Origin of the sequence: Streptomyces sp. NPDC005722, from assembly GCF_040630935.1 — a bacterium.
Taxonomy (GTDB): Bacteria; Actinomycetota; Actinomycetes; order Streptomycetales; family Streptomycetaceae; genus Actinacidiphila.
In genome coordinates this window covers 260,087-286,191 of sequence record NZ_JBEXYN010000003.1, presented here as the reverse complement: position 1 = coordinate 286,191, position 26,105 = coordinate 260,087, and the positions used below count along the sequence as shown (strand labels likewise).

Below are 26,105 nucleotides of genomic sequence, written 5' to 3'. Positions count from 1 at the left end.
ACCGCCGGCGGCCCTCGGCCGGCGGCGCTCCGATGGCGGCCCCGTCCCCCCTCCCCCAGGCTCGATACGCATCCGTCCTCCCGAAGGGGTCCCCATGGAACTGCACCTCGTGGGCAAGGTCGCGGTCGTCACCGGAGCCGGCCGGGGCATCGGCCTGGCGGTGACACGGGCGCTCGCGCGAGAGGGGGTCCGTGTCGTCGCGGGCAGCCGCACCGTCACCCCCGAGACGGAGGCCCTCGTGGAGGCCTACGAGGTGACCCCCGTGGCCGTGGACCTCGCCGACCCGGAGGGCCCCGCCGAGCTCGTGCGGCAGACCGCGCAGCGTTACGGCTCCGTCGACATCCTGGTCGGCAACGTGGGCTCGGGGACGTCCCGCGGCGGCTTCCTCGAGGTGGACGACGAGGAATGGCGGCGCGTGTTCGAGATCTCCTTCTTCAGCGCCGTCCGCACGGCCCGCGCCGCGATCCCCCACATGCTGGAGGCGGGCGGCGGCGCGATCGTCAACGTCACCTCCGTCAACGCGCGCCTGCCCTTCCCGACGGTCGTGGACTACTCGGCCGCCAAGGCCGCGCTGGCGAACCTGACGAAGTCCCTGTCCGAGGAGTTCGCCCCGCACGGCGTCCGCGTCAACGCGGTCGCCCCCGGCCCCGTCCGGACGCCCTTCTGGACGGCCCCGGGGGCCTTCGCCGACCAGGCGGCCGCGGCGGCGGGGACCACCGCCCAGGAGGCGCTGGACGAGGTCGTGCCGCGCGGCATGGGCATCTCCACCGGACGCATCACCGAGCCCGAGGAGGTGGCCGCCCTGATCGCCTTCCTCGCCTCCCCCGTCGCCGGCAACGTCACGGGGGCCGAGTTCACCATCGACGGCGGCCAGGTCAAGACGACCTGACGCCGCGCCGGAACGGGAAAACAGGGGCGGCCGACCCCGTCCCACGAGTCGGCCGCCCCCTCACAGGGCTCTCCCCCACGGTGAACCCCGTGGCCTTGGTTCACGGCATCGGCGTCAGAAGGCGAAGACGCCGGCCGTGTCGCTGCCGCGCAACACGCACGGGTTGCCGAAGGTCTGCGCGAAGGTGACGCGCCGGCCCTCCCAGACCCCGTCCGCGGTGACCACGACCGGGTCCCAGATCCGGGTGCAGACGACCCCCTGCAAGCCCGCCGTCACCGCCGCGAAGTCCCCGTGGACGGCGGCGAGTTCCGCACAGGCGGCGACCGGGTCGGGATGGTCGCCGTACGGGGTGGGCCGGCAGCGCAGCACGACCGCCCGCTGTATCGTCGCCGTCGCGGGGTCTTCTCCCTTCCCCACGGACAGGACGAGCGCGGACGGCGCGTACAGGCTCGTCGCCCCGGCCGGCCGGGCCTCCGCCGAGCCGGCCACGACCCCCGCCGAACACACCGCCGCCACCAGGGCCAGGCAGGTCCCCACCGCACTGAACCGCATAGCGAACACTCCTTCGGCACTCGATCCGGATATCGGACGTCGAGGAGTCTTGTGCATCGGGCGCCCGCCCGTCACATCGCCTCCGCGACTTTCGGTCACCGGTTGTTCACAGTGTGTACTATCCGTTGTGTCGCACTTGCGGTGGGCTGGGCGTCCGGGTGAATGGACTCAGTGGAACCCGGGCCTCCGTGAAAGCGCCTTCACGGATCGACACATCGTCTCCACATCGGCCGAAAGCAGCGGGCCGCCGCCGTGTTCAGCACACGACGACGGCCCGCGGGGACGGTGCCGGGAGGCGCTATCCGGTGTAGCCCGCGAAGATCCGCGAGAACTCGTAGGGCGACTGGGGGATGTTGGTGCACATGTACAGCGCGCCGGTGCAGGCGTTGCGGTCCCGGGTGGTCTCCCAGAAGGCGAGCATCCCCAGGTGCTTGCCCTGGGCGAAGCCCACCAGCTGGCGGGCGTCGGCCTGGTCGTAGATCCGGCCGTCGTCGTTCTGCCCGAGCATCGGCGTGACGCCGACCATCGCCCACACCTGGGCGTCGGACTTACCGGGGTAGAGGGACTTGAGCTGGGCGAAGGTGCTGTTGGCCGCCTGGATCGCGGCGTCTCCGTAGTCGGCGCTGCGGTAGTAGTCCATCGCCATGATGTTGACGACGTCGAGGTTCACCCCGGCGTCGCGGGCCGAGCGCACGACGCCCAGACCGTCCGCCGTGAGCCCCTCCGGCAGGACGGGCAGGGTGAGGGAGATCCGCAGCCCGGGGTGAGCCTGCTGGAGGCGGGCCAGCGCCTGGGAGCGGCGGGCGACGGACGCCGGGTCGGCGGTGGCGGCGCCCTCGATGTCGAAGTCGGCGTAGGTAAGGCCGTAGGCGTTGACGACCGCGTTGTACTCGGCGTACAGCGCGTCCACGGAGCCGCAGGCCTGGGCGAGTTCGATGCCGGTGGCGCCGCCGAAGGAGATCTTGACGTCACCTCCGGCCGCGCGGATCGCGTCGATCTGGTCCTTGTTCCAGCCGTCGCGCGGGTCGTAGGCGTTGAACCACATCGCCTTGCACGACGAGGCGGTGATGAAGGCCATGGTGAAGCTCTTCAGGCCGCTCGCCGAGGACAGCGTGGTGAGGCTGGGCGTCGGCCAGGCGCCCATGTCGACGTAGGGCGCGGTGCGCACGCCGCCCGGGGGCGGGTTGGTGCCGCCGGAGGTGGTCGTCCCGCTGACCGCGCCGCTGTACGCGGAGGTGTTGCCCGCCGCGTCCTTGGCGCGGACCCGGAAGGAGTAGCCGGTGCTCGCCTGCAGCCCGGTGGCGGTGTAGGAGGTGCCGGTCACGGCGACGGGCGTGCCGCCGTCCCGGGAGACCTCGTAGCCGGCGACGCTGCCGGAGTTGTCGGTGGAGGCCGTCCAGCGGACGGTGAGGGAGGAGGAGGTGGCCGAGCCGACGCTCACCCCGCCGGGGACGCTGGGCGCGGTGGTGTCCGGGCCACCGCCGGAGCCGGTGCAGGAACCGCCGTTGAGCTTGCAGTTCGCGGGCGCGCCCGTTCCCGAGGAGACCCAGCCGAAGGCGGCGGTCGCGCCGGGCGCCAGCGTGCCGTTGTAGTCGCGGTTCTTGAAGGTGTAGTGGCTGCCGCTCTGGGTCATCAGGGTGTCCCAGTACGAGCCGACGCTCGTCCCCGACGGCAGGTCGAACTCGACGGTCCATCCGCTGAGGGTGGTAGTACCGCCGTTGGTGATCGTGTACTGCCCCTGGTATCCGGTGTCCCAGGTGGCCGTCTTGACGAAGGCCGCGCTCGGGGCGGCCGCGGCGGCGGGCGGGGCGAGGAGCAGGACGAGCGCTCCGACGAGCGCGGTGACCAGGGCCAGAGTTCTTCGCATCCGGGCCTCCCGTGGGGGGAACACGCAGTTGGTCTGTACCAAATGCATTTGGTGTAGACCTATCGAGTTGATGCGTGCGCGTCAAGACGTGGGGCGGTCCGGGATCCGGCGGCCGTACCACCCAGGGGCGGCCGGGCCGGTGCGATCGGGTGACCCGGCGGCCGGGCGCGCCCGCGGGCACCCGCCGGGCGGGCATCATCGCTGGAGGCCGGGGCCGGTGCTCCCCCTCCCCGATCGTGCCGGGCGGCCGGGAGTCGTCATGCACATCCTGCTCATGGCGTCGGCGTTCAACAGCCTGACGCAGCGCGCGTACACGGAACTCGGCGAGCTCGGACACACCGTCGCCGTGGAGGTCACACCGGACGGCGACGCGATGCGCGCGGCGGTCGCCCGCCACGAACCGGAACTCGTCGTCGCGCCCATGCTGACGGCGGCGATCCCCGAGGACGTCAGGACCGCCCGCACCTGCCTGATCGTGCACCCGGGACCGCCCGGCGACCGCGGCCCGTCCTCCCTGGACCGCGCCGTGCAGGAGGGCGTCGCCACCTGGGGCGTGACGGTGCTGCAGGCCGAGGAGGAGATGGACGCGGGCCCCGTGTGGGCCGCGGTGGCCTGCGCGGTGCCGCCGGTCGGCAAGAGCGACTGGTACCGGGGAGAGGTCTCGGACGCGGCGATGGAGGCCGTCCTGCTCGCGGTCGACCGGTTCGCCTCCGGCGCGTACGTCCCCCGGCGGCAGGGTGACCCGGCCCTCGGGGCGGTCGTCCGGGTCCGCCCGGTGCTCCGGCAGGACGAGCGCCGCATCGACTGGGCCGCCGACCCGACCGCGACCGTGCTGCGCAAGCTGCGTGCCGCCGACTCGCGGCCCGGCGTCCTGGACGAGTTCCTCGGCACCCGCTGGTTCCTGCACGGCGGCCACCCCGAGGACCGGCTGCGCGGCGAACCGGGCCGGCTGCTGGCCACCCGGGCGGGCGCGGTGTGCCGGGCCACCCGGGACGGCGCCGTGTGGATCCCCCGGCTGCGGCCCCGTCGCGCGCCGGGCGGCCCGCCCACGTTCGCGCTGCCCGCCGTCACCGCCCTCGGCGCGCTCCTGCCGCCGTTGCCGGAGGACCCCCTGCCCCCGCAGTGCGCCGGCGGCCGGGACAGCTGGGCCGACATCCGCTACCGCGAGGACGGCGCCGCGGGCGTCCTGTCGTTCACCTTCGCGGGCGGCGCCATGTCCGCCGCCGCCTGCCGGCGCCTCCTTTCGGCGTACCGCCACGCCTGCACGCGACCCACCTCGGTACTGGTGCTGGGCGGGGCCCGGGACGTGTTCTCCAATGGCATCGACCTGAAGGCCATCGAGGCCGCCGCGGACCCGGGGGCCGAGTCCTGGGCGGCCATCACGGCCATCGACGACCTCGTCGAGGCCGTCCTCACCACCACCGACCGCCTGGTGGTCGCCGCGCTCGGCGGCAACGCGGGCGCGGGCGGGGTGATGCTCGCCCTAGCCGCCGACGAGGTCTGGTGCCGCCAGGGCGCCGTGCTCAACCCGCACTACCGCCTGATGGGCCTGTACGGCTCCGAGTACTGGACGTACACCCTGCCCCGCCGGGTCGGCCCCGCCATGGCCGCACGCCTGACCGAGCGGGCGCTCCCGGTCGGCGCGGCCGCCGCCCTGCGGATCGGCCTGGTGGACCGGCTGCTGATGTGCGGCCCGCAGGAGTTCGGCGCCGACGTCGCCCGCCTCGCGGCCCGCCTGGCCCGTACGGCGGGGACCGGGCCCCGGATCGCCGCCAAGAAGGCGGAGGCCGAACGCCGGGAGGCGGAGCGTCCCCTGGCGTCCCACCGCGCCGAGGAGCTGTCCCGCATGCGCGAGGCCTTCTTCGACCCCCACGCCCCCTACCACTCCCTCCGCTCCGCCTTCGTCCACCGCCGCACCCCCACCGGGACCCCGCCGCACCTGTGGGAGACCCCGGCCCCCTCCTGCCCCTGAGACCGCCGCCCCCGGCACGTGAGGCCGGTCGCCCGGCGCCGGCGACGACGCCCAGCCGGGAGCGCCCCGGGGGCCCACGCCGGAGCCGCGCGGGAACCCGGAGAACGCCGCCCCGACTCGGGATACGGTCGTGGCCACCGCCGCGGCTACGGCACCCCCGCAGCACGGGAGGCTCCGCGCGCTCGGACGGCCCGGCACCCCGCGACAGCGAACGACCGGGAGCGAGAGGGCCGGGAAATCCGGCCACCGGCGCCCGGCCGCGGCAGCCGGCAGCGAGAGCCCCAGATGTCCGCCCGCCGGAAGCCGGCCGCTCGCGCCGACGGCAGCCCGCCCGCCGATCGGCTTCCGCGACATCGCGACCCCCTACGACGACGACCACCCCGCAGCGCGGGCGCCCGGCCGCTCCCCCGCGCGCCTGGCCGCGCGGGAGCACCCTTGGCCACGACTCAAGGGCCTGCGCCAGGCATCGCGGGGCGGTCACCGTATTGGCCCTCTTCGACGTCCCCTCCCGGCGAGCCACTCGCTATCAAGGGGGATAGATGCCTTTATGTGGCATTTGTCGCTCGATGAGGAGGCATCCCGATGGATGCGACTGCTTCGACCCAGAACGACGCCGCGGGGACCCCGGCAGCGGGGGACGAGGAAGCCCCGATCCACATCCTCTGGATCAACGCGGGGCTGAGTTGCGACGGCGACTCGGTGTCGCTGACCGCCGCGACCTTGCCCAGCATCGAGGAGATCGTCCTGGGCGGCCTCCCCGGCCTCCCCAAGATCCAGGTGCACTGGCCGCTGATCGACTTCGAGTGCGGTCCGGTGGGGGGCGCCGACACCTTCATCGAGTGGTTCTTCAAGGCCGAGCGCGGCGAGATCGAGCCGTTCGTCCTGGTCGTCGAGGGGTCCGTCCCCAACGAGGCGATCAAGGCGGAGGGCTACTGGTGCGGCTTCGGCGACAACCCCGAGACCGGCCAGCCCATCACCACCAGCGAGTGGATCGACCGTCTCGCACCCAAGGCCCTGGCCGTGGTCGCCATCGGCACGTGTGCCACCTACGGCGGCATCCACGCCATGGAGGGCAACCCGACCGGCGCCATGGGCGTGCCGGACTACCTGGGCTGGGAGTGGAAGTCGAAGGCGGGCATCCCGATCGTCTGCGTGCCCGGCTGCCCGATCCAGCCCGACAACTTCGCCGAGACGCTGACGTACCTGCTCTACCAGGCGGCCGGCTCCGCGCCGATGATCCCGCTGGACGACAAGCTGCGCCCGGCCTGGCTGTTCGGCGCGACCGTGCACGAGGGCTGCGACCGGGCCGGCTACTACGAGCAGGGCCAGTTCGCCGACCGCTACGACTCGCCGCAGTGCCTGGTGAAGATCGGCTGCTGGGGCCCGGTCGTCAAGTGCAACGTCCCCAAGCGCGGCTGGATGGACGGCATCGGCGGCTGTCCCAACGTCGGCGGCATCTGCATCGCCTGCACGATGCCCGGCTTCCCGGACATGTTCATGCCGTTCATGGACGAGCCGCCCGGTGCGCGGCTGTCGAGCACCGCCAGCGGCGCGTACGGCGCCGCGATCCGGCGGCTGCGCTCCATCACGGCCAGGACCGTGGACAAGGAGCCCAAGTGGCGTCACACCGGCCGGAAGCTCACCACCGGCTACAAGGCGCCCTGGTGACCCCACGGCACCGCCCCGGCCACCGGCCACCCCCCTCCCCCGCCTGACGAAGGGCACGCACACACCATGGCTCCGAAGACGAAGACGGCCGGAGACGGCAGTGGCCTGATGGAGATGTCCTGGGATCCGATCACCCGGATCGTGGGCAGCCTCGGCATCCACACGAAGATCGACTTCAAGCAGAAGCGCGTCGCGGAGTGCTACAGCACCTCGTCGGTCTTCCGCGGCTACAGCGTCTTCATGCGGGGCAAGGACCCCCGCGACGCGCACTTCATCACCAGCCGGATCTGCGGGATCTGCGGCGACAACCACGCCACCTGCTCGGTCTACACGCAGAACATGGCGTACGGGGTGAAGCCGCCGCACCTCGGCGAGTGGATCATCAACCTCGGCGAGTCCGCGGAGTACATGTTCGACCACAACATCTTCCAGGAGAACCTGGTCGGGGTCGACTACTGCGAGAAGATGGTCCGCGAGACCAACCCGGGCGTCATGGAGCAGGCCGACCGCACCGAGGCCCCGCACGCCGCCGAACACGGCTACCGCACCATCGGCGACATCATGCGCTCGCTCAACCCGCTCGAGGGCGAGTTCTACCGCGAGGCGCTCCAAGTGAGCCGCTACACGCGGGAGATGTTCTGCCTGATGGAGGGCCGGCACGTCCACCCCTCCACCCTCTACGCGGGCGGCGTCGGCACCATCGCGTCGGTGCAGCTGTTCACCGACTACCTGACCCGGCTGATGCGGTACGTGGAGTTCATGAAGCGCGTCGTGCCGCTCCACGACGACCTCTTCGACTTCTTCTACGAGGCCATGCCCGGCTACGAGGAGGTCGGCCGCCGCCGCATCATGCTCGGTTGCTGGGGAGCCCTCAACGACCCGGACCACTGCGACTTCACGTACGCCAACATGACCGACTGGGGACGCAAGATGTTCGTCTCCCCCGGCATCGTGGTGGACGGGAAGCTGGTCACCAACGACCTCACGCAGATCAACCTGGGCATCCGCATCCTGCTGGGCAGCTCCTACTACCAGGACTGGGAGGGCCAGCAGCAGTTCGTCACCCACGACCCGCTCGGCAACCCGGTCGACCCGCGCCACCCGTGGAACCAGCACACCATCCCCGCGCCCCAGAAGCGCGACTTCGACGACAAGTACAGCTGGGTGATGTCCCCGCGCTGGTTCGACGGCAAGGACCACCTGGCGCTGGACACCGGCGGCGGCCCGCTCGCCCGTCTGTGGTCCACCGCCCTCAACGGCCTGGTCGACATGGGGTACGTGAAGGCCACCGGGCACAGCGTGGTGATCAACCTGCCCAGGACGCTCACCAAGCCGGAGACCACCTTCGAGTGGAAGATCCCGCAGTGGAGCAACGCCCTGGAGCGCAACCGGGCCCGCACCTACTTCCAGGCCTACTCCGCCGCCTGCGCCCTGTACTTCTGCGAGAAGGCGATGGAGGAGGTCCGCGCGGGCCGCACCCAGACGTGGGAGAAGTTCGAGGTCCCGGACGAGAGCATCGGCGTGGGCTTCACCGAGGCCGTCCGCGGTGTCCTCTCGCACCACATGGTCATCCGCGACGGCAAGATCGCCAACTACCACCCGTACCCGCCGACCCCGTGGAACGCCAGCGTGCGCGACACCTACGGCACCCCCGGCCCGTACGAGGACGCCGTGCAGAACACCCCGATCTTCGAGGAGAACTCCCCGGAGAACTTCAAGGGCATCGACATCATGCGGGCCGTGCGCAGCTTCGACCCGTGCCTGCCGTGCGGCGTCCACATGTACGTCGGCGGCGGACGCACGGTCGAAAAGCTCCACGTCCCCACCGGCCTGAGCGGTATGGCCGGATGAGCGCCGAGCAGACGGCGCGTCGCGTCGAGGAGATCCTCGACGCGTTCGCGGCCTCCGGCGACGGCGAGACGGCACGCGCCGCCGAGGAACTGGTGCGCACCCTCATGGAGTTCTACGGCGCCGGCCTGGCCCGTGCGGTCACCCTCCTCGAGAACGGGTCGACGGAACCGCTCGCGGTGCTGATGGCCGACGAGATGGTCGCGGGCCTGCTGACCCTCCACGACCTGCACCCCGAGGACACCCTCACCCGGGTCGGCCGCGCCGTGGAGGCCGCCCGCGCCGGGGCGACGGTGGGCGTCGAGCACTTCGACCCCGACACCGGCACGCTGCGGCTGAGCGCCCGCGAGGACGGCGGCTGCGGCTGCCCCAGCACCATGGACGCCACCCGGCAGCGCATCGAGGCGGCCCTGTCCTGCTTCGCCCCGGAGGTGTCGGTGGTCGAGATGCCGGCCTCCGGCCCGGCGGCGGGCGAGCCCGCGCTGCTGCAGATCGGCAACCGTCCGCCGGGGGCGCCGTGAGCCCCCGTACCACCGGAGCCGGACTGCGCCGTTTCGTGGCGCCCCGGCAACCCACGCCCGAACGCTGCGAACTGTGCGGGGTGGAGCTGACGGGCCCGCACCGGCACCTGGTCGACGCCGGACAGCGGGCGCTGGCCTGCGCCTGCGTACCGTGCGCGCTGCTCCTCGAACGGCCGGGCGCGGGCGGCGGCCGTTTCGCCGCCGTGCCCGACCGGGTACTGAGCGACCCCGGGTCGGTGCCCGACGCGGCCACCTGGCAGCAGCTGCGCATCCCCGTCTCGGTCGCCTTCTTCTTCCACAACTCGGCGCTCGGCCGGCCGGTGGTGCTCTACCCGAGCCCGGCCGGCGCCACCGAGAGCGAGGTCGAACCGGCCACCTGGCAGGCCGTGTTCGGCGGCTCACCGCTGGCCGGCACCCTGCGGCCGGACGTGGAGGCCCTGCTGGTCCGCCGGGACGACGGCGCGCAGGACGGCGGCGAGTGCTTCCTGCTGCCGGTCGACCGCGCCTACGAACTGGTGGGCCGGCTCCGGCTGAACTGGCAGGGCTTCGACGGCGGTTCCGGCGCCCGCGCCGAACTGGCCGCCTTCTTCGACGACGTGCGACAGCGGGCCGCGACCGCGGCGCCGCGGGAGGGGTTGCCGACGTGACCGAGCTGGACTTCGGCTGCACGGGCGTACGGGCCGATCCGTACGCCGCCGGACCGACGCTGGTCTTCCGGCTGCGCATCACCGCCTCCGGCGGGGAGCGGGTGCACGCCCTCGCGCTGCGCTGCCAGTTGCGCATCGAACCGGCACAGCGGGCCTACGGCGACGACGCGGAGGCCCGGGGCCTCGGCGACCTCTTCGGCGAGCGGGCGCGCTGGGGCAGCACCCTGCAGCCCCTGCAGTTCGCGCAGGTGCCGCTGATGGTGCCGGGCTTCACCGGCGAGACCGAGGTGGACCTGCCGGTGCCGTGCACCTACGACATGGACGTCGCCTCCGCGAAGTACTTCGAGGCCCTGGAGGACGGCGAGGCGCCGCTGCTGCTGCTCTTCTCCGGCACCGCCTTCGTCGGGCCGGGCGGTTTCCAGGTGCGGCCGGTGCCCTGGGACAAGGAGGCCGTGTGCCGCATGCCGGTGACCGTGTGGCGCGAGGCCATCGACGCCCACTTCCCCGGGTGCGGCTGGATCCGGCTGCCGCGCACGGCGCTGGAGTCGCTGCGGTCCTTCCGCAGCGCCCACGCCCTGCCCTCGTGGGAGGCGACCGTCGAGGCCCTGCTCGCCGGCGCCGCCGCCCCGGCGGGGGGTGCCCGGTGACGGCAGCGACGGAACACTTCGCGACCGCCCGTCAGGCCGCCGACGCCGTCCTGTTCGAGGGCTACGTGCTCTACCCCTACCGGGCGTCCTCGGCGAAGAACCGCATGCGCTGGCAGTTCGGGGTGCTGGTGCCCCCGGTGTGGGCGGCCGCGTCCGGCGAACCCGTGCTGCAGCGCACCGAGATCCTCATGGAGCCGCGCGCGGACTCCGCGCTCCACGCGGAGCTGCGCTTCCTGCACGCCCAGCGGCGCACCGTGGAACGGGTCCTGCTCGACGGCGAGTTCGAGCCCGTCGACGAACTCCCGCTGCCGGACCGGGTGCTGGTCCCGTGGGACGAGGGCGTGGAGGAGCGCGTCGAGCTGTCCGTGGACGTCACGGCGCTGACCGCCGACGACCTGGTCCTGCCGTTCACCGTCCCCGCGAGCGAGGACAGCGAGATCGTCACCGGCGAGGACGGTCTCCCCGCCGGGCGCGTCGTGCGCCGCCGGGCACGCCTCGAGGGCGCCCTGCGGCTGTCGGCGGAGGAACTGCCCGGCCCCTACCGGGTGCTGCGGCTGACCGCCGTGGCGGAGAACACCGGGAGCGCCCTGGCCTCGAACCGGGAGGAGGCACTGCCGCACGCACTGGTCTCGGCCCATCTGATGCTGCGGCTGACCGCCGGCTACTTCGTGTCCATGACCGACCCGCCGGAGTGGGCGAAGGCCGCCGTCGCCGAGTGCCGCAACGAGAACACCTGGCCGGTGCTGGCGGGCGACCACGCCGCGGCGAACGTGGTGCTGTCCTCCCCCATCATCCTGGAGGACCATCCGCGGATCGCCCCGGAGAGCCCCGGCGCGCTCTACGACGCCACCGAGATCGACGAGATCCTGGCGCTGCGCACCGCCGCCCTCACCGACGAGGAGAAGCGGCAGGCGCGCGGCACGGACGAACGGGCCGCGGCGGTGATCGACCTGGCGGACTCCATGCCGCCGGAGGTGATGGAGCGTCTGCACGGCGCGGTGCGCGAACTGCGCCAGGTCACCGGTCCGCAGGCCCCGCCCGCGCAGGCGCCTGCGACGCCCTGGTGGGACCCGGGCGCCGACGCCTCCGTCGACCCGGCCCGGGACCGCGTCATGGTCGGCGACACCTGGGTGGCCGCCGGCAGCCGCGTCGTACTGCGCCCGGGACGACGGCGCACCGACGCGCAGGACCTGTTCCTGCAGGGGCGCAGCGCCCAGGTCGAGGCGGTGCTGCACGACGTGGACGGCGGGGTGCACCTCGCGGTCACGGTGGACGGCGACCCCGGCGCGGAGATCCGCCGCGAGCAGGGCCGCTTCCTGTACTTCCAGCCCGACGAACTCGCCCCCCTGGAGGACGCGTGAGCACGGGAGGCGTGCTGGTCGCGGGCATCGGCAACGTCTTCCTGGGGGACGACGGCTTCGGCGTCGAGGTGGTGCGCCGGCTGTCGGGGCACCCGCTGCCCGACGGCGTCCACGTCACCGACACCGGCGTCCGGGGCGTGCACCTGGCGTACCAGCTCCTCGACGGCTACCGCAGCGTGGTCCTCGTCGACGCCGTCGCGCGCGGCGGCTCCCCCGGCACGCTGCACCTGATCGAGGCGCCGCCGCCCGGCGGCGAGGGGCCCGGCGCGGCCCTCGTCGACGGGCACCGGATGACCCCGGACACGGTGCTGGCACTCCTGGACACCCTCAGCGCGGGGACGGGTGCCCCCAGGCCCTCCCGGGTCCTGGTGGTGGGCTGCGAGCCGGCCTGCCTGGAGGAGGGCATCGGCCTGAGCGCTCCGGTGGCCGCGGCCGTGGACGAGGCCGTGCGCCTGGTGCTGCGCGTCGTCGGCGAGGAGAGCGACCGGCCCGCCGACCCGCACGCGGTGGCCTGACCGGCCCGCCGCGCCGCGGCACGCAGCGACGAGCAGAAAGGAGCACCCCGCCATGTGGAAGATCGCCCTGAGCGCGGTGGGCGCGGCCGTGGCCGCCCTCGCCATGTCCCGCGTCCTGCCGGACGTGAAGCGGTACCTGCACATCCGGTCCATGTGAGGCCGAACGGGTAGGCCGGTGCCGGCCCGGCGGCGTGGCGGGCCGGGTGTCCCGGGAGCCGGGCCTTCAATGGAGCCGCGTGAGCCGCCGGCGCCGCCCGCCGGCCCGCCGGCAGCCGGGGCCCGGCCGGTACCCGCACACCGGAGAAGAGGCCGATGCACGAGATGTCCATCGCAGTGGCGGTGGTGGAGCAGGTCGAGGAGGCCGCCGCCCGGCTCGCGGACGGCACGGGCGCGGCGCCCTGCGCGGAGTCCGTCCACCTGGAGGTCGGCGAACTCGCCGGTGTCGTGGCGGACGCCCTCGCCTTCAGCTTCGACCTCGCCTGCACCGGCACCGTACTGGAGGGCGCGGCCCTCACCACCGAGACCGTCCCCGGCCGGGCCCGCTGCGCGCGCTGCGCGCGGGACTGGCCCACCGGCATGCCCCCGCGGCTGACCTGTCCCGGCTGCGACGGCGCGGCGACGGAGCTGCTGTCCGGCCGTGAACTGCGGATCACCGAGGTGCGGTGGGCCGGGCAGCGGCGGCCGGCCGCCACACTCCCCGAGGAGCGCTGAGAGCCATGTGCAAAGTGACCGATCTGCGGCAGTCCGTGCTGGCCAGGAACGAACGCGGCGCACAGGACCTGCGGGAGGAACTCGCCGCACGCGGGGCCGTCATGGTGAACCTGCTGTCCAGCCCGGGCAGCGGCAAGACGGCGCTGCTGGAGTCGGAACTGGGGCTGGCCCGGCTGCGCGGGGTGCCGGTGGCGGCGCTCACCGCCGACCTCGCCACCGAGAACGACGCGACCCGGCTGGCCCGCTCCGGCGCCCCGGTGCGGCAGGTGCTGACCGACGGGCTGTGCCACCTGGAGTCGGCGATGGTGCGGCGCCACGTCGACACCTGGCTCCCCGAGGGCACGCACCTGCTGTTCGTGGAGAACGTCGGCAACCTGGTGTGCCCCGCCTCGTACGACCTCGGTGAGTCGCTGCGCGTCGTGCTCGCCTCGGTCACCGAGGGCGAGGACAAGCCGCTGAAGTACCCGACGGCCTTCGGGCTGGCCCACCTGGTGCTCGTGACGAAGTACGACATCGCCGAGGCGGTCGGCTTCGACGAGCCGGCCTTCCTCGCGGCCGTGGCGCAGGTCAACCCGGGCGTGGAGGTCGTCCGTACCTCCTCGCGGGACGGCGACGGCGCGGGCGTGCTGCTGGAGCGGGCGCTGGCCGTGCACGCCGGCGCCGCGGTGCACCGTCCGGTGATGGCGCGCACCGCGGTCCAACACGGGCACGGGCACGACCACGGGCCCACCGACGCGCACGGACACCCGCACGAGGACGCCGCCGGGCTCACCCGCTCCGTGGGCCACACGCACTGATGCCGGGTCAGCCGGGGCCCGCGGCCCGGACCGCGCAGCGCCGCCGGGTGCTGGTCCGGGGGGTTGTGCAGGGGGTCGGCTTCCGGCCGTTCGTGTTCGGCCTCGCCCGTGAACTGGGGCTCGCGGGGCACGTCGGCAACACCGGGGACGGGGTGGTCGCCGAGGTCGAGGGCGCCCCCGGCGCGGTCGCGGCCTTCTGCGACCGGATCGGACCCGAGGCACCGCCGCTGGCGGTGGTCGAGTCGGTGTCCCACCGCCCCGTGCCCCTCGCGGGCGGCACGGACTTCACGATCAGCCCCTCCCGCCCCGGCGACACCGCCTCCCGCACCCTGGTCTCCCCCGACACGGCCACCTGCGAGGCGTGCCTGGCCGAGCTGCGCGACCCCGCGGACCGCCGCCACCGGCACCCGTTCATCACCTGCACGCACTGCGGGCCGCGCTTCACGATCGTCACCGGCCTGCCCTACGACCGGCCCAACACCACCATGGCCCGCTTCCCGATGTGCGCGGCGTGCCGGGCCGAGTACGAGGATCCCGCCGACCGCCGCTTCCACGCGCAGCCGGTCTCCTGCCACGACTGCGGTCCCCGGCTGCGGCTGGTCGTGCCCGGCGGCCTGCGCGCGGGGCTGGAGGGTGAACCGCTCGCGGGGGCACGGCGGTTGCTCGCGGCGGGCGCGATCCTCGCGGTGAAGGGCCTGGGCGGCTACCACCTGGCCTGCGCCGCGGGCAACGAGGAGAGCGTGCGGCTGCTGCGGGCGCGCAAGGGCCGCGGTGACAAGCCGTTCGCCCTGATGGCCCGGGAGGTCGCGGACGTCGAACCGCTGGCCCACCTCGGCCCGGCCGAGCGGGAGGCGCTGACCGGCAACCGCCGGCCGATCGTGCTGCTGCGGCGCCGCGCGGGGGTGCGCGCGGTGGCGGACGCCGTGGCGCCGCGGGTGGCCGACCTCGGGGTGATGCTGCCGTACACACCCGTCCACCACCTGCTGCTGGGGCTGCCGGGCGACCCGCCGGGGCCCCGGCTGCTGGTGATGACCAGCGGCAACCTGGGGGGCGAGCCCATCGTCACCGACGACGGGCAGGCCCTGGAGCGGCTGGCGGGGCTGGCGGACGCCTGGCTCACGCACGACCGGCCCATCCATGTGCCCTGCGACGACTCGGTGGTGCGGATCTGCGACGGCGAGGAACTGCCCGTGCGGCGTTCGCGCGGCTACGCGCCCCTCCCCGTGCCGCTGCCCGTCCCGGTGACGCCCGCGCTCGCCGTGGGCGGCGACCTGAAGAACACCTTCTGCGTGGGCGAGGGCCGGCATGCCTGGCTGTCGGCCCACGTCGGCGACATGGACGACCTGGCGACGCTGACCGCCTTCAGCGACGCGGAACGGCAGTTGGAGCGGATCACCGGGGTCAGGCCCGAACTGCTGGCCGCGGACCGGCACCCCGGCTACCGCTCGGTGGCCTGGGCGGTGCGCGCCGCGGGCGGCCGGCCGCTGCGGCAGGTGCAGCACCACCACGCACACGTCGCGGCGGCGATGGCCGAGGCCGGACTGGACGGCACGGGCCAGGTGATCGGCGTCGCCTTCGACGGCACGGGCCACGGCGACGACGGCGCGGTGTGGGGCGGTGAGTTCCTGCTCGCCGACTACGCGGGCTTCCGGCGGGCGGCGCACCTGGCGTACACCCCGCTGCCCGGCGGTGACGCGGCCGTACGCCGCCCCTACCGGATGGCGCTGGCGCACCTGAGGGCGGCCGGGCTCCCCTGGACGCCCGGCCTGCCGTGCGCAGACGCCTGCCCGGAGGGCGAACGAGTCGTCCTGGACGTGCAGTTGGCGCGCGGGCTGCACTGCGTCCCGACCTCCAGCATGGGCCGGCTCTTCGACGCGGTCGCCTCGCTGGCCGGGGTGTGCCATGTGGCGGGGTACGAGGCGCAGGCCGCCGTCGAGCTGGAGGCGGCGGCGGTCGCGGCGGGCGGTGTGCCCGCTGAGGGCTACGCCTTCGTACCGCGCGAGGGCGCCGGTGCCGGCGGGGCGACCGCCTGCGACCCGGGCCCGGTGCTGGCGGCCGTCGTCGCGGACCTGGCCGCGGGAGTGCCCGCCGGGGTGATCGCCGGACGGTTCCACCGGGCGGTGGCCGACCTCGTCCGGGGCGTGTGCGGCGCCCTGCGGGAACGTCACGGCCTCGGCACGGTGGCGCTCACCGGCGGCGTCTTCGCCAACGCGCTGCTGTCCTCCGCGTGCGCCCGCGACCTGCACGCGGACGGGTTCACGGTGCTGCGCCACCGGCTCGTGCCGCCCAACGACGGGGGCCTGGCGCTCGGCCAGCTCGTCGTCGCTGCCGCCGCCCGCGGCATCCCCCACCATCCACAGCGAGGAGACAGCTGATGTGCCTGGCGGTACCCGGCAAGGTGCTGGAGATCGAGGAACGTGACGGCACCAAGATGGCGGTCGTCGACTTCGGCGGCGTGGTGAAGGACGTGTGCCTGGAGTACCTGCCCGACCTCCAGGTCGGCGAGTACGCCATCGTCCACGTCGGCTTCGCGTTGCAGCGGCTCGACGAGGAGTCGGCCCGGCAGACGCTCGCCCTCTTCGGGAACCTCGGGCTGCTGGAGGAGGAGTTCGGCGACCCCTGGCAGCAGGCGGCCGCCGACGCGGGAACGACGGCGGAGGCGGAGCGGTGAAGTACATCGACGAGTTCCAGGACCCGGAGCTGGCCCGGAGACTGCTGGACGACATCCACGCGACGGTGACCAGGCCCTGGGCGCTGATGGAGGTGTGCGGCGGCCAGACCCACACCATCATCCGGCACGGCATCGATCAGCTCCTGCCGAAGGAGGTGGAACTCATCCACGGCCCCGGCTGCCCGGTCTGCGTGACACCGCTGGAGGTCATCGACAAGGCACTGGAGATCGCCTCCCGCCCCGGGGTGGTCTTCTGCTCCTTCGGCGACATGCTGCGCGTCCCCGGCACCGGGCGCGACCTGTTCGGCGTGCGCGGCGAGGGCGGTGACGTACGCGTCGTCTACTCCCCGCTGGACGCGCTGCGGATCGCCCGGGAGAACCCGGACCGCGAGGTCGTGTTCTTCGGGATCGGCTTCGAGACGACCGCCCCGCCCAACGCGATGACGGTGTACCAGGCGCGCAGGCTCGGCATCCCCAACTTCAGCCTGCTGGTGTCCCACGTCCGCGTCCCGCCGGCGATCGAGGCGATCATGCGCTCCTCGGACTGCCGGGTGCAGGGGTTCCTGGCGGCCGGCCACGTGTGCAGCGTGATGGGGACGGAGGAGTACCCGGAGCTGGCGGACGGCTTCGGCGTGCCCATCGTCGTCACCGGTTTCGAGCCGCTGGACATCCTGGAGGGCGTCCGGCGCGCGGTGCGCCAGCTGGAACGCGGCGAGTACCGGGTGGAGAACGCCTACCCGCGCGCGGTGCGGCCCGAGGGCAACCCCGCGGCCAAGGCGATGCTCGCGGACGTCTTCGAGATCACCGACCGCGCGTGGCGCGGGATCGGCGTCATCCCCGACAGCGGGTGGCGGTTGTCGGAACGCTACCGGGAGTACGACGCCGAGCACCGGTTCTCCGTCACCGGCATCACCACGCGTGAGCCGGCGGAGTGCCGCAGCGGCGAGGTGCTGCAGGGCCTGATCAAGCCCCACGAGTGCGAGGCGTTCGGCGGTGTCTGCACACCCCGCACCCCGCTGGGCGCCACGATGGTCTCCAGCGAGGGGGCCTGCGCCGCGTACTACCTCTACCGCCGGCTCGGCGGGACCAGCGCACCCCTGGAGGCGAGCCCCGTTGGCTGACTTCACCGAGACCCTCGCCGCGCCGGACTTCTCCGGCTGGACGTGCCCCGCGCCGCTGCGCGACCAGCCGCGGGTGGTGATGGGCCACGGCGGCGGGGGCGCGCTGTCCGCGGAACTCGTACGGCACGTCTTCGCCCCGGCGTTCGGCGGCGAGGTGCTGTCCGGGCTCGCCGACTCCGCGGTCGTGACGCTGGGCGGGGCCCGGCTGGCGTTCTCCACCGACTCCTACGTGGTGCGGCCGCTGTTCTTCCCCGGCGGCAGCATCGGCGACCTCGCCGTCAACGGCACCGTCAACGACCTGGCGATGAGCGGTGCCAGGGCCCTCTACCTCTCCTGCGGCTTCATCCTGGAGGAGGGCGTGGAGATGCCCCTGGTGGGGCGGGTCGCCGAGGCGCTGGGCGCGGCCGCGCGCACCGCGGGGGTGGAGGTCGTCACCGGGGACACCAAGGTCGTCGAAGCCGGCCACGGGGACGGGCTGTACATCAACACCGCGGGCATCGGGCTGGTCCCCGACGGGGTCGACATCCGTCCGCAGCGCGCCGCGCCGGGCGACGTGGTCATCGTCAGCGGGGAGATCGGGGCGCACGGCGTCGCCGTGATGAGCGTGCGCGAGGGCCTGGAGTTCGGGGTCGAGATCGAGAGCGACACGGCGGCGCTCGGCGGGCTCGTCGAAGCCGTGCTGCGCGTCACGACGGACGTGCACGTGCTGCGCGACCCCACGCGCGGCGGTCTGGCTGCCGCCCTCAACGAGATCGCCGCGGCCGCGGGTGTCGGGGTCGTCCTGCAGGAGCGGGCGGTGCCCGTGCCGCCCGCGGTGGCCAACGCCTGCACGGTGCTGGGCCTGGACCCGATGTACGTCGCCAACGAGGGCCGGCTCGTGGCCTTCGTGCCACGCGCCGTGGCCGACGAGGTGCTGGCCGCGATGCGCGCGCATCCGCTGGGCGCCGGCGCGGCCGTCGTCGGCGAGTGCGTGACGGACCACGCGGGCATGGTCGTCGCCCGTACCGGGCTGGGCGGGACGCGGGTGGTGGACCTGCCGCTGGGTGAGCAACTGCCCCGCATCTGCTGACCGCGCGCGACCCGGCCGGCCCACGCGGGCCGGCCGGGTGCCCCGCGCGCCGCACCGCCGCATCGCCGGCGATCACCCCCCGGGAGGACGGTGTGACGTTCCGGCATCCCGCCGAACGGACCGACGACGAGACCGGACGCGGCCGGTTCGAGCGGCTCGCCGAGGCGGCGTCCAACTTCACGGCATCGCCGCTCTTCTACGCCGTCTGCCTGCTCCTGGTGGCCGGCTTCCTCGTCGTGCACGCCCTCGGGCTGCCCCTGAACTGGCAGTTGTTCGCGGCGGATCTGATGACGGCGGTCACCCTGCTGCTGCTCGCGCTGCTGAAGAACGCCGAACGCCGCGCCGAGCACGCCGTCCAGCGCAAACTGGACGCGATCGCCGCGGCGCTGCTGGAGCAGGGCGGCAGCTCGCACGAGGCCCGCGACGCGCTGCGCGAGGTGATCGGCCTCCACAAGGAGGCCTGAGCGCGTGCCCGACCGCCCCTGTTTCTGACGATTCGTCAATCTACTTTTGGGGTCCGCGATCTGTCGGTTCGTCACCTGTTTGCGGGTAGGCGCGACGCTGAACCCAGAGCGGTGGGCGCATCCCACCTGACCTGCGGTGACGTGCCGGACAAGTGGCCGGTTACGGCCAGGTGCGGCACCACAGGCGGCTGCTTCGGGTGGCAGGCCCCCCGGGGTGCTGTTTTGCTCCGCGTGGAGCGGACCGCCAGGGACCGCTCGCCCACCCTGCCCGTTCGACCTGGAGCTGCCTCATGCCTACAACACGCGTTCTTGGCGGCGTCGCCATGGCCGCGGCCGTCATCGGTCTCACCATCCCCAATGCCTCCGCCAATGACATCTCCGATGCCTGGGTCACCCCCTACTACGCCGTCCCCGGAATGCGGCTGACCGTCACGACCACGGCCTGCGGTCGCGACGCCAACTACTCCAAGGGCCAGTCCGAAGCCGGCGGCCAGATCAACCTGCTGCCCCTGGGCAGGAGCGGCCTGCTGGCGGGCACCTTCCGGGTGCCGAAGCACACCCGTCCCGGCTGGTACACCGTGACGCTGCGGTGCCCCCCGCGCATCCAGACCACCGCGTCCTTCCGGGTGGTCCGGGGTCCCGGGCACGGGTTCTCCGGCTTCGACCGCGGCTTCTCCGACTTCGGCCGCGGGTTCGCCGACCTGGACTGCGGCGACTCCGGTTCCTCCGGCCGCCGGTCCTCCGGGCGCTGACCCCCCGGAGCCCGGGTCTCCGGACCGCCGCCCCGGCCGCCGTGCAGCACGACTGCGGCGCGGCCGGGGCGGCGCCGCACGGGACCGCGGGTGAAGGTCCGGGGGACGTTCCCGCACCGGCCCTTTTCACGCTTCCGGGTGGCGATCGGCGTCCGGACGGAAGAGTGTGGAGGGGAGAGGGGGCGCGCGGCCCGCGAGGCGGCGCCTAGGCGGTGCCGGCGCGTGAGCGAGGAGACGGACATGCGAGACAACGAGATGGGTGACGAGGTCTACCAGCCGGACGGGTCAGAGGTGCAGGACGACGCCGGGCTGCTGGAGCCCGAGGACACCCTGGACTACCACGGTGTCGACCAGATACTCGACGAGGGCTACTCGCCGCCGGAGCGGCCCTGGGCGGTGAACAAGCCCGCCATCACCGCGGCGGGCCGGCTGCGGGGCGAGACGCTCGACGAACGCCTGGCCGAGGAACTCCCGGACCTGCCCGTCCCCGACGGCGACGGCATCGGGGACGCGTGGGACACCGACGGCGAACTGATCGACGGCGAGGTCGGCGGGCCGCGCGCCGGACGGCTGGTCGCCCCCGACGAGGGGGCGCACTACGACACCGACGGCATGGTCGCCCAGGACATCGGCATCGACGGGGCGGCGGCCTCCGCCGAGGAGGCCGCCATGCACCTCGTACCGGAGTCCGAGGAGTACTGACCCCCGGCGGGGGCACACGACGCAGCCGGGTCAGCCGGCAGGGGGGCCTTCCTCGCGGCTCCCGGGCCCGGCGCCGGCCGCCTTCCCCTGGACGGGTTCCACGTCGCTCTGCAGGGGCGGGGCGCCGATCGCGCAGTAGTGCTTGCACGGCGGGACCGGCTTCACCGGCTCCTCGGGGGTTTCGCGGAGCACGTCGGAGCGGACGCCGAACCAGGCCAGCAGCGAGCCCACCACCAGCATCCCCGCGCAGATCACGACGGCGACGCGGAAGCCGTGGCCGAAGGCGGCCGGGTCCTCGTAGTCGTCGCCGGAGAGCCCGGCCATGAGCGGCAGGGCCGCCACCGCGAGCAGGCCCGCCGCGCGCGCCACGGCGTTGTTGACGCCCGAGGCCGTGCCGGCGTGCCGTACGTCGGCGGCGCCGAGGACGGTGGCGGTGAGCGGGGCGACGGTGGCCGCCAGGCCGAGGGCGAACACGCACACCGCGGGCAGGACGTCGGCGACGTAGGACGCGTCGGCGCCGATCCGCAGCATCAGGAGCAGGCCGACGGCGGAGACCGCCGGGCCCACGGTCATGGGGATGCGCGGCCCGATGCGCTCGGCGAGCCGGCCCGCGCGTTCGGACAGCGCCAGCATGATGACCGTGATGGGCAGCAGCGCCGTCCCGGAGGCCAGGGGCGAGTACCCGGCCTCGGTCTGCAACTCCAGCACCAGGAAGAAGAACAGCCCCCCGAGCGCCGCGTAGACGGCGAAGGTGACCAGGTTCGCGGCGGTGAACTGGCGGTTCGCGAAGAGGCTGGGCGGCAGCATCGGGTGCCGGCTGCGCCGCTCGGTGACCACGAACCCGGCGAACGCGGCCACACCCACCACTCCGGAGACGCAGACGGCGGCGATGTCCGGGTGGTTGCCGCCCGCAGCGATCAGGGCGTAGGTGACCCCGGCGAGGCCGACCGCGCCGAGCACCGCGCCCGTGACGTCGAAGCCGCCGCTGACGCTCTCGTCGCGGCTCTCCGGGACGTGCCGGGACGCGACCGCGACGACCACGGCCGCCAGCGGGAGGTTGATGAAGAAGACCCAGCGCCAGCTGACGGCGTCGACCAGCCAGCCGCCGAGCAGCGGCCCCAGCGCCCCCGCGATGCCGCCCAGGCCCGACCACACCCCGATCGCGCGGGCCCGGTCCTGGGAGGCGAAGGACGCCTGGATCAGGGCCAGCGAACCGGGGGTGAGCAGCGCGCCGCCGACCCCTTGCAGGGCGCGGGCGCCGATCAGCACCTCGATGGTGGGCGCGATGCCGCACAGAAGGGACGCCAGGGCGAACCACACCGTGCCGATCACGAAGAGCTTGCGGCGGCCGAAGCGGTCGCCGAGCGAGCCGCCGAGCAGGATCAGCGCGGCGAGGGTGAGGGTGTAGGCGTTGATCGTCCACTGGAGGCCGGCGAGCGTGGCACCGAGGTCCTTGCCGATGGTCGGGAGGGCGACGTTGACGACGGTGCCGTCCAGGAGCGTCATGCCCGATCCCAGGACGACCGCCGCGAGGACCCACCGCCCGCTCGCCCCGCTCAGCGTCAGCGTCCCGGCCCGGCCCGTCGCGCCCGCGGCTTCCGTCATCGCAGCCTCCGCCATCCCCCGCCGTGCCCGTCGGTCGTCAACCGAGAATCTACTCCGGGGGCCGTGGTAGCGCGTGGCGGTGGGGTACCCGCGCACGCTGTTTTGGCCCCGGCCGACGATCATCGCGTACCGGGGGGATGCATGCGCAAGCTGACGTATTTCGTGGCGTCGACGATCGACGGGTTCGTGGCCGGGCCTGGGGGCGAGTACGACTTCCTCGCCGCCGTGGGCGACCACATGGAGACGGTCCTCGCGGAGTACCCGGAGACCCTGCCGGTGCAGGCCCGGGGTCCGCTGGGGGTCGCCGACGCGCCGAACCGGCGGTTCGACACGGTGCTCATGGGCCGGGCCACCTACGAGGTGGGGCTTCCGTTCGGGCTGACAAGCCCGTACCCGCACCTGCGGCAGTACGTCGTGTCGGGGAGCATGGGCGCGAGCCCGGACCCCGCGGTGGAGCTGGTCACCGGTGACCCGGTGGAGTTCGTGCGCGGGCTGAAGCAGCAGGACGGCGCGGGCATCTGGCTGTGCGGGGGCGGGCGGCTGGCGGGCTCGCTGCGGCCGGAGGTCGACGAGCTGGTCGTCAAGATCAACCCCGTGGCCGTGGGCACCGGTGTGCCGCTGTTCGCGGGCGGTTTCGTCCCGCAGGCGTACGAGGTGACCGAGGCGCGGACGTACAAGAGCGGCGTGCTGATCGTGACCTACGCCCGCCGGGAGGACTGAGCGGCCGCCGGGGCTCCGCGGTGCGGGAATCCCGTACCGCGGTGGGCGTTGCACAAGAGGTGATCGCACCGCAGCTGCCCCCGGTCCCCTTCTCCCTCCTCGACCGCTCCCCCGTGCGCGCGGGCGCCGGGCCCGCGCAGGCGCTGCGGGACACCGTGTGGCTGGCGCGGCACGCCGAGGAGCTGGGCTACCACCGCTTCTGGGTGTCGGAGCACCACGGGGTGCCGGGCGTGGCGGGGTCCGCGCCCGCGGTGCTGGCCGCGGCGGTCGCGGCGGCCACGTCGCGGATCAGGGTCGGCACCGGCGGGGTCATGCTGCCCAACCACCGTCCGCTGGTGGTGGCGGAGCAGTTCGGGGTGCTGGAGTCGCTGTTCCCGGGGCGGATCGACATGGGGCTGGGGCGGTCGGTGGGATTCACGGACGGGGTGCGCCGGGCGCTGGGGCGTGACGCCCGCGCCGCCGACGACTTCGAGGAACTGCTGACCGAACTGCTCGGTTACTTCACCGGCACGACGGGCCCCGGAGCGGTGCACCCCAGGCCGCCGGAGGGGATGCGCGTCCCGGCCTTCGTCCTGGCGACGGGCGCGGGGGCGGCCACGGCGGCGGCCTTCGGGCTGCCGCTGGTGATCGCGGGCGTACGGAGCGAGCAGCGCATGCGCGAGGCGATCGAGGGCTACCGCGGGGCGTTCCGGCCGTCGGCGTGGGCGGCTCGGCCGTACGTCGTGGTGTCGGCGCCCGTGTCCGTCGCGGAGACGACGGAGGCGGCCCGGCGGCTGCTGGTGTCGGAGGCCTGGTCGCTGGCGCACGCGCGCACCCGGGGTGAGTTCCCGCCGCTGGCGCCGCCGGAGGAGGTGCTGGCCAGGCGGATGACGGCGCGCGAGCGCGAGGTGTTCGAGGGGACGCTGTCGAACGGCGTCCACGGCACCGAGGACGAGGTGACGGCCGCGCTGTCGGGGCTGGTCGCCCGCACGGGGGCGGACGAGGTGCTGGTCACCACGGCCGGCCACGACCGGTCGGCGCTGCTGGACTCGCACCGCCGCCTGGCCCGGCTCGCGGGGCTGGACACGCGGGCCGTGACAGCGGGCTGACGAAGCGTCAGCGGGCGCGGGGGCGGCGGCGCCGCTTGCCTGATGGTCCGTCAACTACGCTCGCGGGGCCCGGATCGCGAACCCGTCAGACCGAGGGGCCCTCGTACACGTCGTCGTTGCGGCCCTCGGCGAACTCCCACCACGACAGCGGCAGCCAGTCGCCGTCCACGAAGGCGTCCACGGAGGAACCGAGACCGCTGATGGCCACGCGCGTGCCGACCGGGTACAGCGTGCCGGACAGACCGGGCACGGGGACGAGCAGCGTTCCTGAGCGCTGGGCCATGCTTCCCACTTTCCTCGCGGTCAACCACAAATCGGCATATTTACGTGAAGAGTAGCTGGCTTGTCTCGCGGTGCCCAAGGAGGGAGCATGAGAAATAGGTCACGTAAGCCACGAATCAGACACCAATCGGAGGTGTCCACGTGAAGGCCGTCGTCTACAAAGGACCGTTCGAAGTAGCCGTCGAAGAAGTCGACAATCCGCGCCTGCAGCACCCCAACGACGTCGTCGTCAGGGTGACCTCCACCGCGATCTGCGGCTCCGACCTGCACATGTACGAGGGCCGGACCGCCGCGGAGCCCGGCATCGTCTTCGGCCACGAGAACCTGGGAATCATCGACCAGGTCGGCGAGGGGGTCACCACCCTCAAGCAGGGCGACCGCGTGGTCATGCCCTTCAACGTCGCCTGCGGATTCTGCAAGAACTGCTCGGCGGGTTTCACCGGTTACTGCCTCACGGTCAATCCGGGGTTCGCCGGGGGCGCTTACGGCTATGTGGCCATGGGCCCCTGGCCGGGCGGTCAGGCGGAATACGTGCGCGTACCGTACGCGGACTTCAACTGTCTGAAACTGCCGGAGGGCACCGCCAACGAGTCCGACTTCGTGCTCCTGGCCGACATCTTCCCGACCGGTTACCACGGGTGCGAACTCGCCCAGGTCTCCCCCGGTGAGAGCGTCTCCGTGTACGGCGGCGGCCCGGTCGGGCTGATGGCCGCCTACTCGGCGATGCTGCGCGGGGCGGCCAAGGTCTTCGTCGTGGACCGGGTGCCGGAGCGGCTGCAGAAGGCCGAGGAGATCGGGGCGATCCCGGTCGACTTCACCAAGGGCAGCCCGGTGGACCAGATCAAGGAGCACACGAAGGGCGAGGGCACCGACAAGGGCGTCGACGCGGTCGGCTACCAGGCCCAGGCCGGCGGCGCGGGCCGCGAGGAGCCCGCGGCGGTGCTGAACTCGCTGATCGACACCGTGCGCCCCACCGGCGCCCTCGGCATCCCCGGCCTGTACGTGCCGTCCGACCCCGGCGGCCCGGACGAGCAGGCCAAGAGCGGGCGGCTGCTGGTCGCCATCGGCCGGCTCTTCGAGAAGGGCCTGCGGCTGGGCACCGGGCAGTGCAACGTCAAGCGCTACAACCGGCAGCTGCGCGACATGATCATCGAGGGCCGCGCCCGCCCGAGCTTCGTGGTCTCCCACGAGCTGCCCCTGGCGGACGCGCCGTCGGCGTACGAGAAGTTCGACAAGCGGATCGAGGGCTACACCAAGGTCGTCCTCCACCCCGGCCAGGGCTGATCCGCCACGAACGCGCCCGGGGCCCGGTCAGCAGCTCTCCGGGCCCTGGGCGTCGTACGGCCCGGAGGGGCTGACCTCCTCCAGGGTGTACGTGTACAGGTCGAACTCGACCAGCCCGTCCGCGTTCGTGGTCACCCGTGGCGGACGGGTCCCGGGATACCGGGAGGCGATGACGTCGGCGACCCTGTGGGCGGTCGCCGCGTCCGCCGCGGCGATGCGCACGTAGGCCACGCCCGGTTCGTACAGCGGTCCGAGTTGTCCGGTCATGCTGCTCCCCTTGTCCCGTCCGTCCGGCGGATTACCGCTGGAGACAGCCCGTCGGTCGTCGCGGTTGCCCGCGCGGGCCGTGTTC

The 26,105-nt window shown here is 73.6% G+C and carries 27 protein-coding genes; 22 read left to right on the top strand and 5 right to left on the bottom strand.

Going from position 1 to position 26,105, the window contains the following annotated elements; all coding sequences use genetic code 11:
- The first annotated feature begins 94 nt into the window (after positions 1 to 94).
- Complete coding sequence (locus ABZ479_RS05440) at positions 95 to 889, top strand: SDR family NAD(P)-dependent oxidoreductase (protein WP_500460046.1); 795 nt, start codon at positions 95 to 97, stop codon at positions 887 to 889.
- Between the two features lie 114 nt (positions 890 to 1,003).
- Here the strand turns inward: ABZ479_RS05440 and ABZ479_RS05435 are convergent, their stop codons facing one another.
- Together ABZ479_RS05435 and ABZ479_RS05430 are read right to left on the bottom strand one after the other, a co-directional pair.
- Positions 1,004 to 1,441 carry a subtilase-type protease inhibitor gene (locus ABZ479_RS05435; protein ID WP_500460045.1) on the bottom strand — a complete coding sequence of 146 codons (438 nt, stop codon included), beginning with the start codon at positions 1,439 to 1,441 and terminating at the stop codon, positions 1,004 to 1,006.
- A 298-nt stretch (positions 1,442 to 1,739) separates the two neighbouring features.
- Positions 1,740 to 3,308 (bottom strand): cellulose binding domain-containing protein, encoded by a 1,569-nt coding sequence (locus tag ABZ479_RS05430; RefSeq protein WP_499609806.1) that lies wholly within the window; start codon positions 3,306 to 3,308, stop codon positions 1,740 to 1,742.
- Positions 3,309 to 3,567: 259 nt separating this feature from the next.
- Here ABZ479_RS05430 and ABZ479_RS05425 point away from each other — a divergent pair, with 259 nt between their 5' ends.
- The 18 genes from ABZ479_RS05425 to ABZ479_RS05340 all read left to right on the top strand — a co-directional run bounded on the left by ABZ479_RS05425 (position 3,568) and on the right by ABZ479_RS05340 (position 20,774).
- Positions 3,568 to 5,280 carry a hydrogenase maturation protein gene (locus tag ABZ479_RS05425; RefSeq protein ID WP_500460044.1) on the top strand — a complete coding sequence of 571 codons (1,713 nt, stop codon included), beginning with the start codon at positions 3,568 to 3,570 and terminating at the stop codon, positions 5,278 to 5,280.
- Positions 5,281 to 5,862: 582 nt separating this feature from the next.
- On the top strand, positions 5,863 to 6,948 hold the full coding sequence (locus ABZ479_RS05420; protein ID WP_500460043.1) for an NADH-quinone oxidoreductase subunit B family protein: 1,086 nt from the start codon (positions 5,863 to 5,865) through the stop codon (positions 6,946 to 6,948).
- Positions 6,949 to 7,014: 66 nt separating this feature from the next.
- The gene (locus tag ABZ479_RS05415; protein ID WP_500460042.1) at positions 7,015 to 8,799 is read left to right on the top strand and encodes a nickel-dependent hydrogenase large subunit; all 1,785 of its coding nucleotides are present in this window, start codon (positions 7,015 to 7,017) and stop codon (positions 8,797 to 8,799) included.
- Positions 8,796 to 9,317, top strand: coding sequence for a NifU-related iron-sulfur-binding protein (locus tag ABZ479_RS05410; protein ID WP_500460041.1), 522 nt, complete (start codon positions 8,796 to 8,798; stop codon positions 9,315 to 9,317). Before ABZ479_RS05415 ends, ABZ479_RS05410 begins: the two co-directional genes overlap by 4 nt.
- Positions 9,314 to 9,964, top strand: a complete 651-nt coding sequence (locus tag ABZ479_RS05405) for a DUF5947 family protein (protein WP_500460040.1) — start codon at positions 9,314 to 9,316, stop codon at positions 9,962 to 9,964. Before ABZ479_RS05410 ends, ABZ479_RS05405 begins: the two co-directional genes overlap by 4 nt.
- Positions 9,961 to 10,611 (top strand): DUF6084 family protein, encoded by a 651-nt coding sequence (locus ABZ479_RS05400; protein WP_500460038.1) that lies wholly within the window; start codon positions 9,961 to 9,963, stop codon positions 10,609 to 10,611. The genes ABZ479_RS05405 and ABZ479_RS05400 overlap by 4 nt, the downstream gene beginning before the upstream one ends.
- Positions 10,608 to 11,972 (top strand): hypothetical protein, encoded by a 1,365-nt coding sequence (locus tag ABZ479_RS05395; RefSeq protein WP_500460037.1) that lies wholly within the window; start codon positions 10,608 to 10,610, stop codon positions 11,970 to 11,972. Before ABZ479_RS05400 ends, ABZ479_RS05395 begins: the two co-directional genes overlap by 4 nt.
- The gene (locus tag ABZ479_RS05390) at positions 11,969 to 12,487 is read left to right on the top strand and encodes a hydrogenase maturation protease (protein WP_500460035.1); all 519 of its coding nucleotides are present in this window, start codon (positions 11,969 to 11,971) and stop codon (positions 12,485 to 12,487) included. Before ABZ479_RS05395 ends, ABZ479_RS05390 begins: the two co-directional genes overlap by 4 nt.
- A 52-nt stretch (positions 12,488 to 12,539) precedes the next feature.
- Positions 12,540 to 12,644, top strand: a complete 105-nt coding sequence (locus ABZ479_RS05385; protein ID WP_499609831.1) for a DUF6893 family small protein — start codon at positions 12,540 to 12,542, stop codon at positions 12,642 to 12,644.
- A 155-nt stretch (positions 12,645 to 12,799) separates the two neighbouring features.
- The gene (locus tag ABZ479_RS05380) at positions 12,800 to 13,198 is read left to right on the top strand and encodes a hydrogenase maturation nickel metallochaperone HypA/HybF (protein WP_500460033.1); all 399 of its coding nucleotides are present in this window, start codon (positions 12,800 to 12,802) and stop codon (positions 13,196 to 13,198) included.
- A 5-nt stretch (positions 13,199 to 13,203) separates the two neighbouring features.
- Positions 13,204 to 13,995 carry a hydrogenase nickel incorporation protein HypB gene (gene hypB / locus ABZ479_RS05375; RefSeq protein ID WP_500460032.1) on the top strand — a complete coding sequence of 264 codons (792 nt, stop codon included), beginning with the start codon at positions 13,204 to 13,206 and terminating at the stop codon, positions 13,993 to 13,995.
- Positions 13,995 to 16,370, top strand: a complete 2,376-nt coding sequence (hypF, locus tag ABZ479_RS05370) for a carbamoyltransferase HypF (protein ID WP_500460031.1) — start codon at positions 13,995 to 13,997, stop codon at positions 16,368 to 16,370. The genes hypB and hypF overlap by 1 nt, the downstream gene beginning before the upstream one ends.
- Positions 16,370 to 16,666 (top strand): HypC/HybG/HupF family hydrogenase formation chaperone, encoded by a 297-nt coding sequence (locus ABZ479_RS05365; RefSeq protein WP_499609842.1) that lies wholly within the window; start codon positions 16,370 to 16,372, stop codon positions 16,664 to 16,666. The genes hypF and ABZ479_RS05365 overlap by 1 nt, the downstream gene beginning before the upstream one ends.
- Positions 16,663 to 17,787, top strand: coding sequence for a hydrogenase formation protein HypD (gene hypD, locus ABZ479_RS05360; protein WP_499609845.1), 1,125 nt, complete (start codon positions 16,663 to 16,665; stop codon positions 17,785 to 17,787). Before ABZ479_RS05365 ends, hypD begins: the two co-directional genes overlap by 4 nt.
- Before the next feature lie 79 nt (positions 17,788 to 17,866).
- The gene (hypE, locus tag ABZ479_RS05355; RefSeq protein WP_500460221.1) at positions 17,867 to 18,856 is read left to right on the top strand and encodes a hydrogenase expression/formation protein HypE; all 990 of its coding nucleotides are present in this window, start codon (positions 17,867 to 17,869) and stop codon (positions 18,854 to 18,856) included.
- A gap of 92 nt (positions 18,857 to 18,948) precedes the next feature.
- A complete protein-coding gene (locus tag ABZ479_RS05350; RefSeq protein WP_500460030.1) occupies positions 18,949 to 19,320 on the top strand; it encodes a low affinity iron permease family protein in 372 nt (123 codons plus the stop codon).
- 290 nt (positions 19,321 to 19,610) lie between these two features.
- A complete protein-coding gene (locus ABZ479_RS05345) occupies positions 19,611 to 20,072 on the top strand; it encodes a hypothetical protein (protein ID WP_499609851.1) in 462 nt (153 codons plus the stop codon).
- 240 nt (positions 20,073 to 20,312) lie between these two features.
- Positions 20,313 to 20,774 (top strand): DUF5709 domain-containing protein, encoded by a 462-nt coding sequence (locus tag ABZ479_RS05340; RefSeq protein WP_499609854.1) that lies wholly within the window; start codon positions 20,313 to 20,315, stop codon positions 20,772 to 20,774.
- A gap of 30 nt (positions 20,775 to 20,804) precedes the next feature.
- On the opposite strand, the gene ABZ479_RS05335 is transcribed toward ABZ479_RS05340, so the two are convergent.
- The gene (locus ABZ479_RS05335; protein WP_500460028.1) at positions 20,805 to 22,379 is read right to left on the bottom strand and encodes an MFS transporter; all 1,575 of its coding nucleotides are present in this window, start codon (positions 22,377 to 22,379) and stop codon (positions 20,805 to 20,807) included.
- Positions 22,380 to 22,520: 141 nt separating this feature from the next.
- Here ABZ479_RS05335 and ABZ479_RS05330 point away from each other — a divergent pair, with 141 nt between their 5' ends.
- Entirely contained in the window at positions 22,521 to 23,099 is a 579-nt protein-coding gene (locus tag ABZ479_RS05330) for a dihydrofolate reductase family protein (protein WP_500460027.1), read from the top strand.
- Between the two features lie 62 nt (positions 23,100 to 23,161).
- Positions 23,162 to 24,187: an MsnO8 family LLM class oxidoreductase gene (locus ABZ479_RS05325; protein WP_500460220.1), complete on the top strand. Its 1,026-nt coding sequence runs from the start codon at positions 23,162 to 23,164 to the stop codon at positions 24,185 to 24,187.
- 85 nt (positions 24,188 to 24,272) lie between these two features.
- Here the strand turns inward: ABZ479_RS05325 and ABZ479_RS05320 are convergent, their stop codons facing one another.
- Positions 24,273 to 24,470 carry a hypothetical protein gene (locus ABZ479_RS05320; RefSeq protein WP_499609863.1) on the bottom strand — a complete coding sequence of 66 codons (198 nt, stop codon included), beginning with the start codon at positions 24,468 to 24,470 and terminating at the stop codon, positions 24,273 to 24,275.
- Between the two features lie 140 nt (positions 24,471 to 24,610).
- On the opposite strand from ABZ479_RS05320, the gene ABZ479_RS05315 reads away from it, so the two are divergent.
- A complete protein-coding gene (locus ABZ479_RS05315; protein ID WP_500460026.1) occupies positions 24,611 to 25,753 on the top strand; it encodes a glutathione-independent formaldehyde dehydrogenase in 1,143 nt (380 codons plus the stop codon).
- Positions 25,754 to 25,780: 27 nt separating this feature from the next.
- Here the strand turns inward: ABZ479_RS05315 and ABZ479_RS05310 are convergent, their stop codons facing one another.
- Positions 25,781 to 26,020, bottom strand: coding sequence for a hypothetical protein (locus ABZ479_RS05310; RefSeq protein ID WP_018560802.1), 240 nt, complete (start codon positions 26,018 to 26,020; stop codon positions 25,781 to 25,783).
- Between the last annotated feature and the right edge of the window lie 85 nt (positions 26,021 to 26,105).

Excerpts from the sequence above, each read along its gene's own strand:
- ABZ479_RS05415 (WP_500460042.1), top strand. The coding sequence starts at position 7,015 with ATGGCTCCGAAGACGAAGACGGCCGGAGACGGCAGTGGCCTGATGGAG.
- ABZ479_RS05310 (WP_018560802.1), bottom strand. The coding sequence starts at position 26,020 with ATGACCGGACAACTCGGACCGCTGTACGAACCGGGCGTGGCCTACGTG.
- hypB (WP_500460032.1), top strand. The coding sequence starts at position 13,204 with ATGTGCAAAGTGACCGATCTGCGGCAGTCCGTGCTGGCCAGGAACGAA.
- ABZ479_RS05420 (WP_500460043.1), top strand. The coding sequence starts at position 5,863 with ATGGATGCGACTGCTTCGACCCAGAACGACGCCGCGGGGACCCCGGCA.
- ABZ479_RS05380 (WP_500460033.1), top strand. The coding sequence starts at position 12,800 with ATGCACGAGATGTCCATCGCAGTGGCGGTGGTGGAGCAGGTCGAGGAG.
- ABZ479_RS05320 (WP_499609863.1), bottom strand. The coding sequence starts at position 24,470 with ATGGCCCAGCGCTCAGGAACGCTGCTCGTCCCCGTGCCCGGTCTGTCC.
- ABZ479_RS05435 (WP_500460045.1), bottom strand. The coding sequence starts at position 1,441 with ATGCGGTTCAGTGCGGTGGGGACCTGCCTGGCCCTGGTGGCGGCGGTG.
- hypF (WP_500460031.1), top strand. The coding sequence starts at position 13,995 with ATGCCGGGTCAGCCGGGGCCCGCGGCCCGGACCGCGCAGCGCCGCCGG.
- ABZ479_RS05440 (WP_500460046.1), top strand. The coding sequence starts at position 95 with ATGGAACTGCACCTCGTGGGCAAGGTCGCGGTCGTCACCGGAGCCGGC.
- ABZ479_RS05365 (WP_499609842.1), top strand. The coding sequence starts at position 16,370 with ATGTGCCTGGCGGTACCCGGCAAGGTGCTGGAGATCGAGGAACGTGAC.
- ABZ479_RS05345 (WP_499609851.1), top strand. The coding sequence starts at position 19,611 with ATGCCTACAACACGCGTTCTTGGCGGCGTCGCCATGGCCGCGGCCGTC.
- ABZ479_RS05330 (WP_500460027.1), top strand. The coding sequence starts at position 22,521 with ATGCGCAAGCTGACGTATTTCGTGGCGTCGACGATCGACGGGTTCGTG.
- ABZ479_RS05430 (WP_499609806.1), bottom strand. The coding sequence starts at position 3,308 with ATGCGAAGAACTCTGGCCCTGGTCACCGCGCTCGTCGGAGCGCTCGTC.
- ABZ479_RS05410 (WP_500460041.1), top strand. The coding sequence starts at position 8,796 with ATGAGCGCCGAGCAGACGGCGCGTCGCGTCGAGGAGATCCTCGACGCG.
- ABZ479_RS05385 (WP_499609831.1), top strand. The coding sequence starts at position 12,540 with ATGTGGAAGATCGCCCTGAGCGCGGTGGGCGCGGCCGTGGCCGCCCTC.
- ABZ479_RS05425 (WP_500460044.1), top strand. The coding sequence starts at position 3,568 with ATGCACATCCTGCTCATGGCGTCGGCGTTCAACAGCCTGACGCAGCGC.
- ABZ479_RS05340 (WP_499609854.1), top strand. The coding sequence starts at position 20,313 with ATGCGAGACAACGAGATGGGTGACGAGGTCTACCAGCCGGACGGGTCA.
- hypE (WP_500460221.1), top strand. The coding sequence starts at position 17,867 with ATGGGCCACGGCGGCGGGGGCGCGCTGTCCGCGGAACTCGTACGGCAC.
- ABZ479_RS05335 (WP_500460028.1), bottom strand. The coding sequence starts at position 22,379 with ATGACGGAAGCCGCGGGCGCGACGGGCCGGGCCGGGACGCTGACGCTG.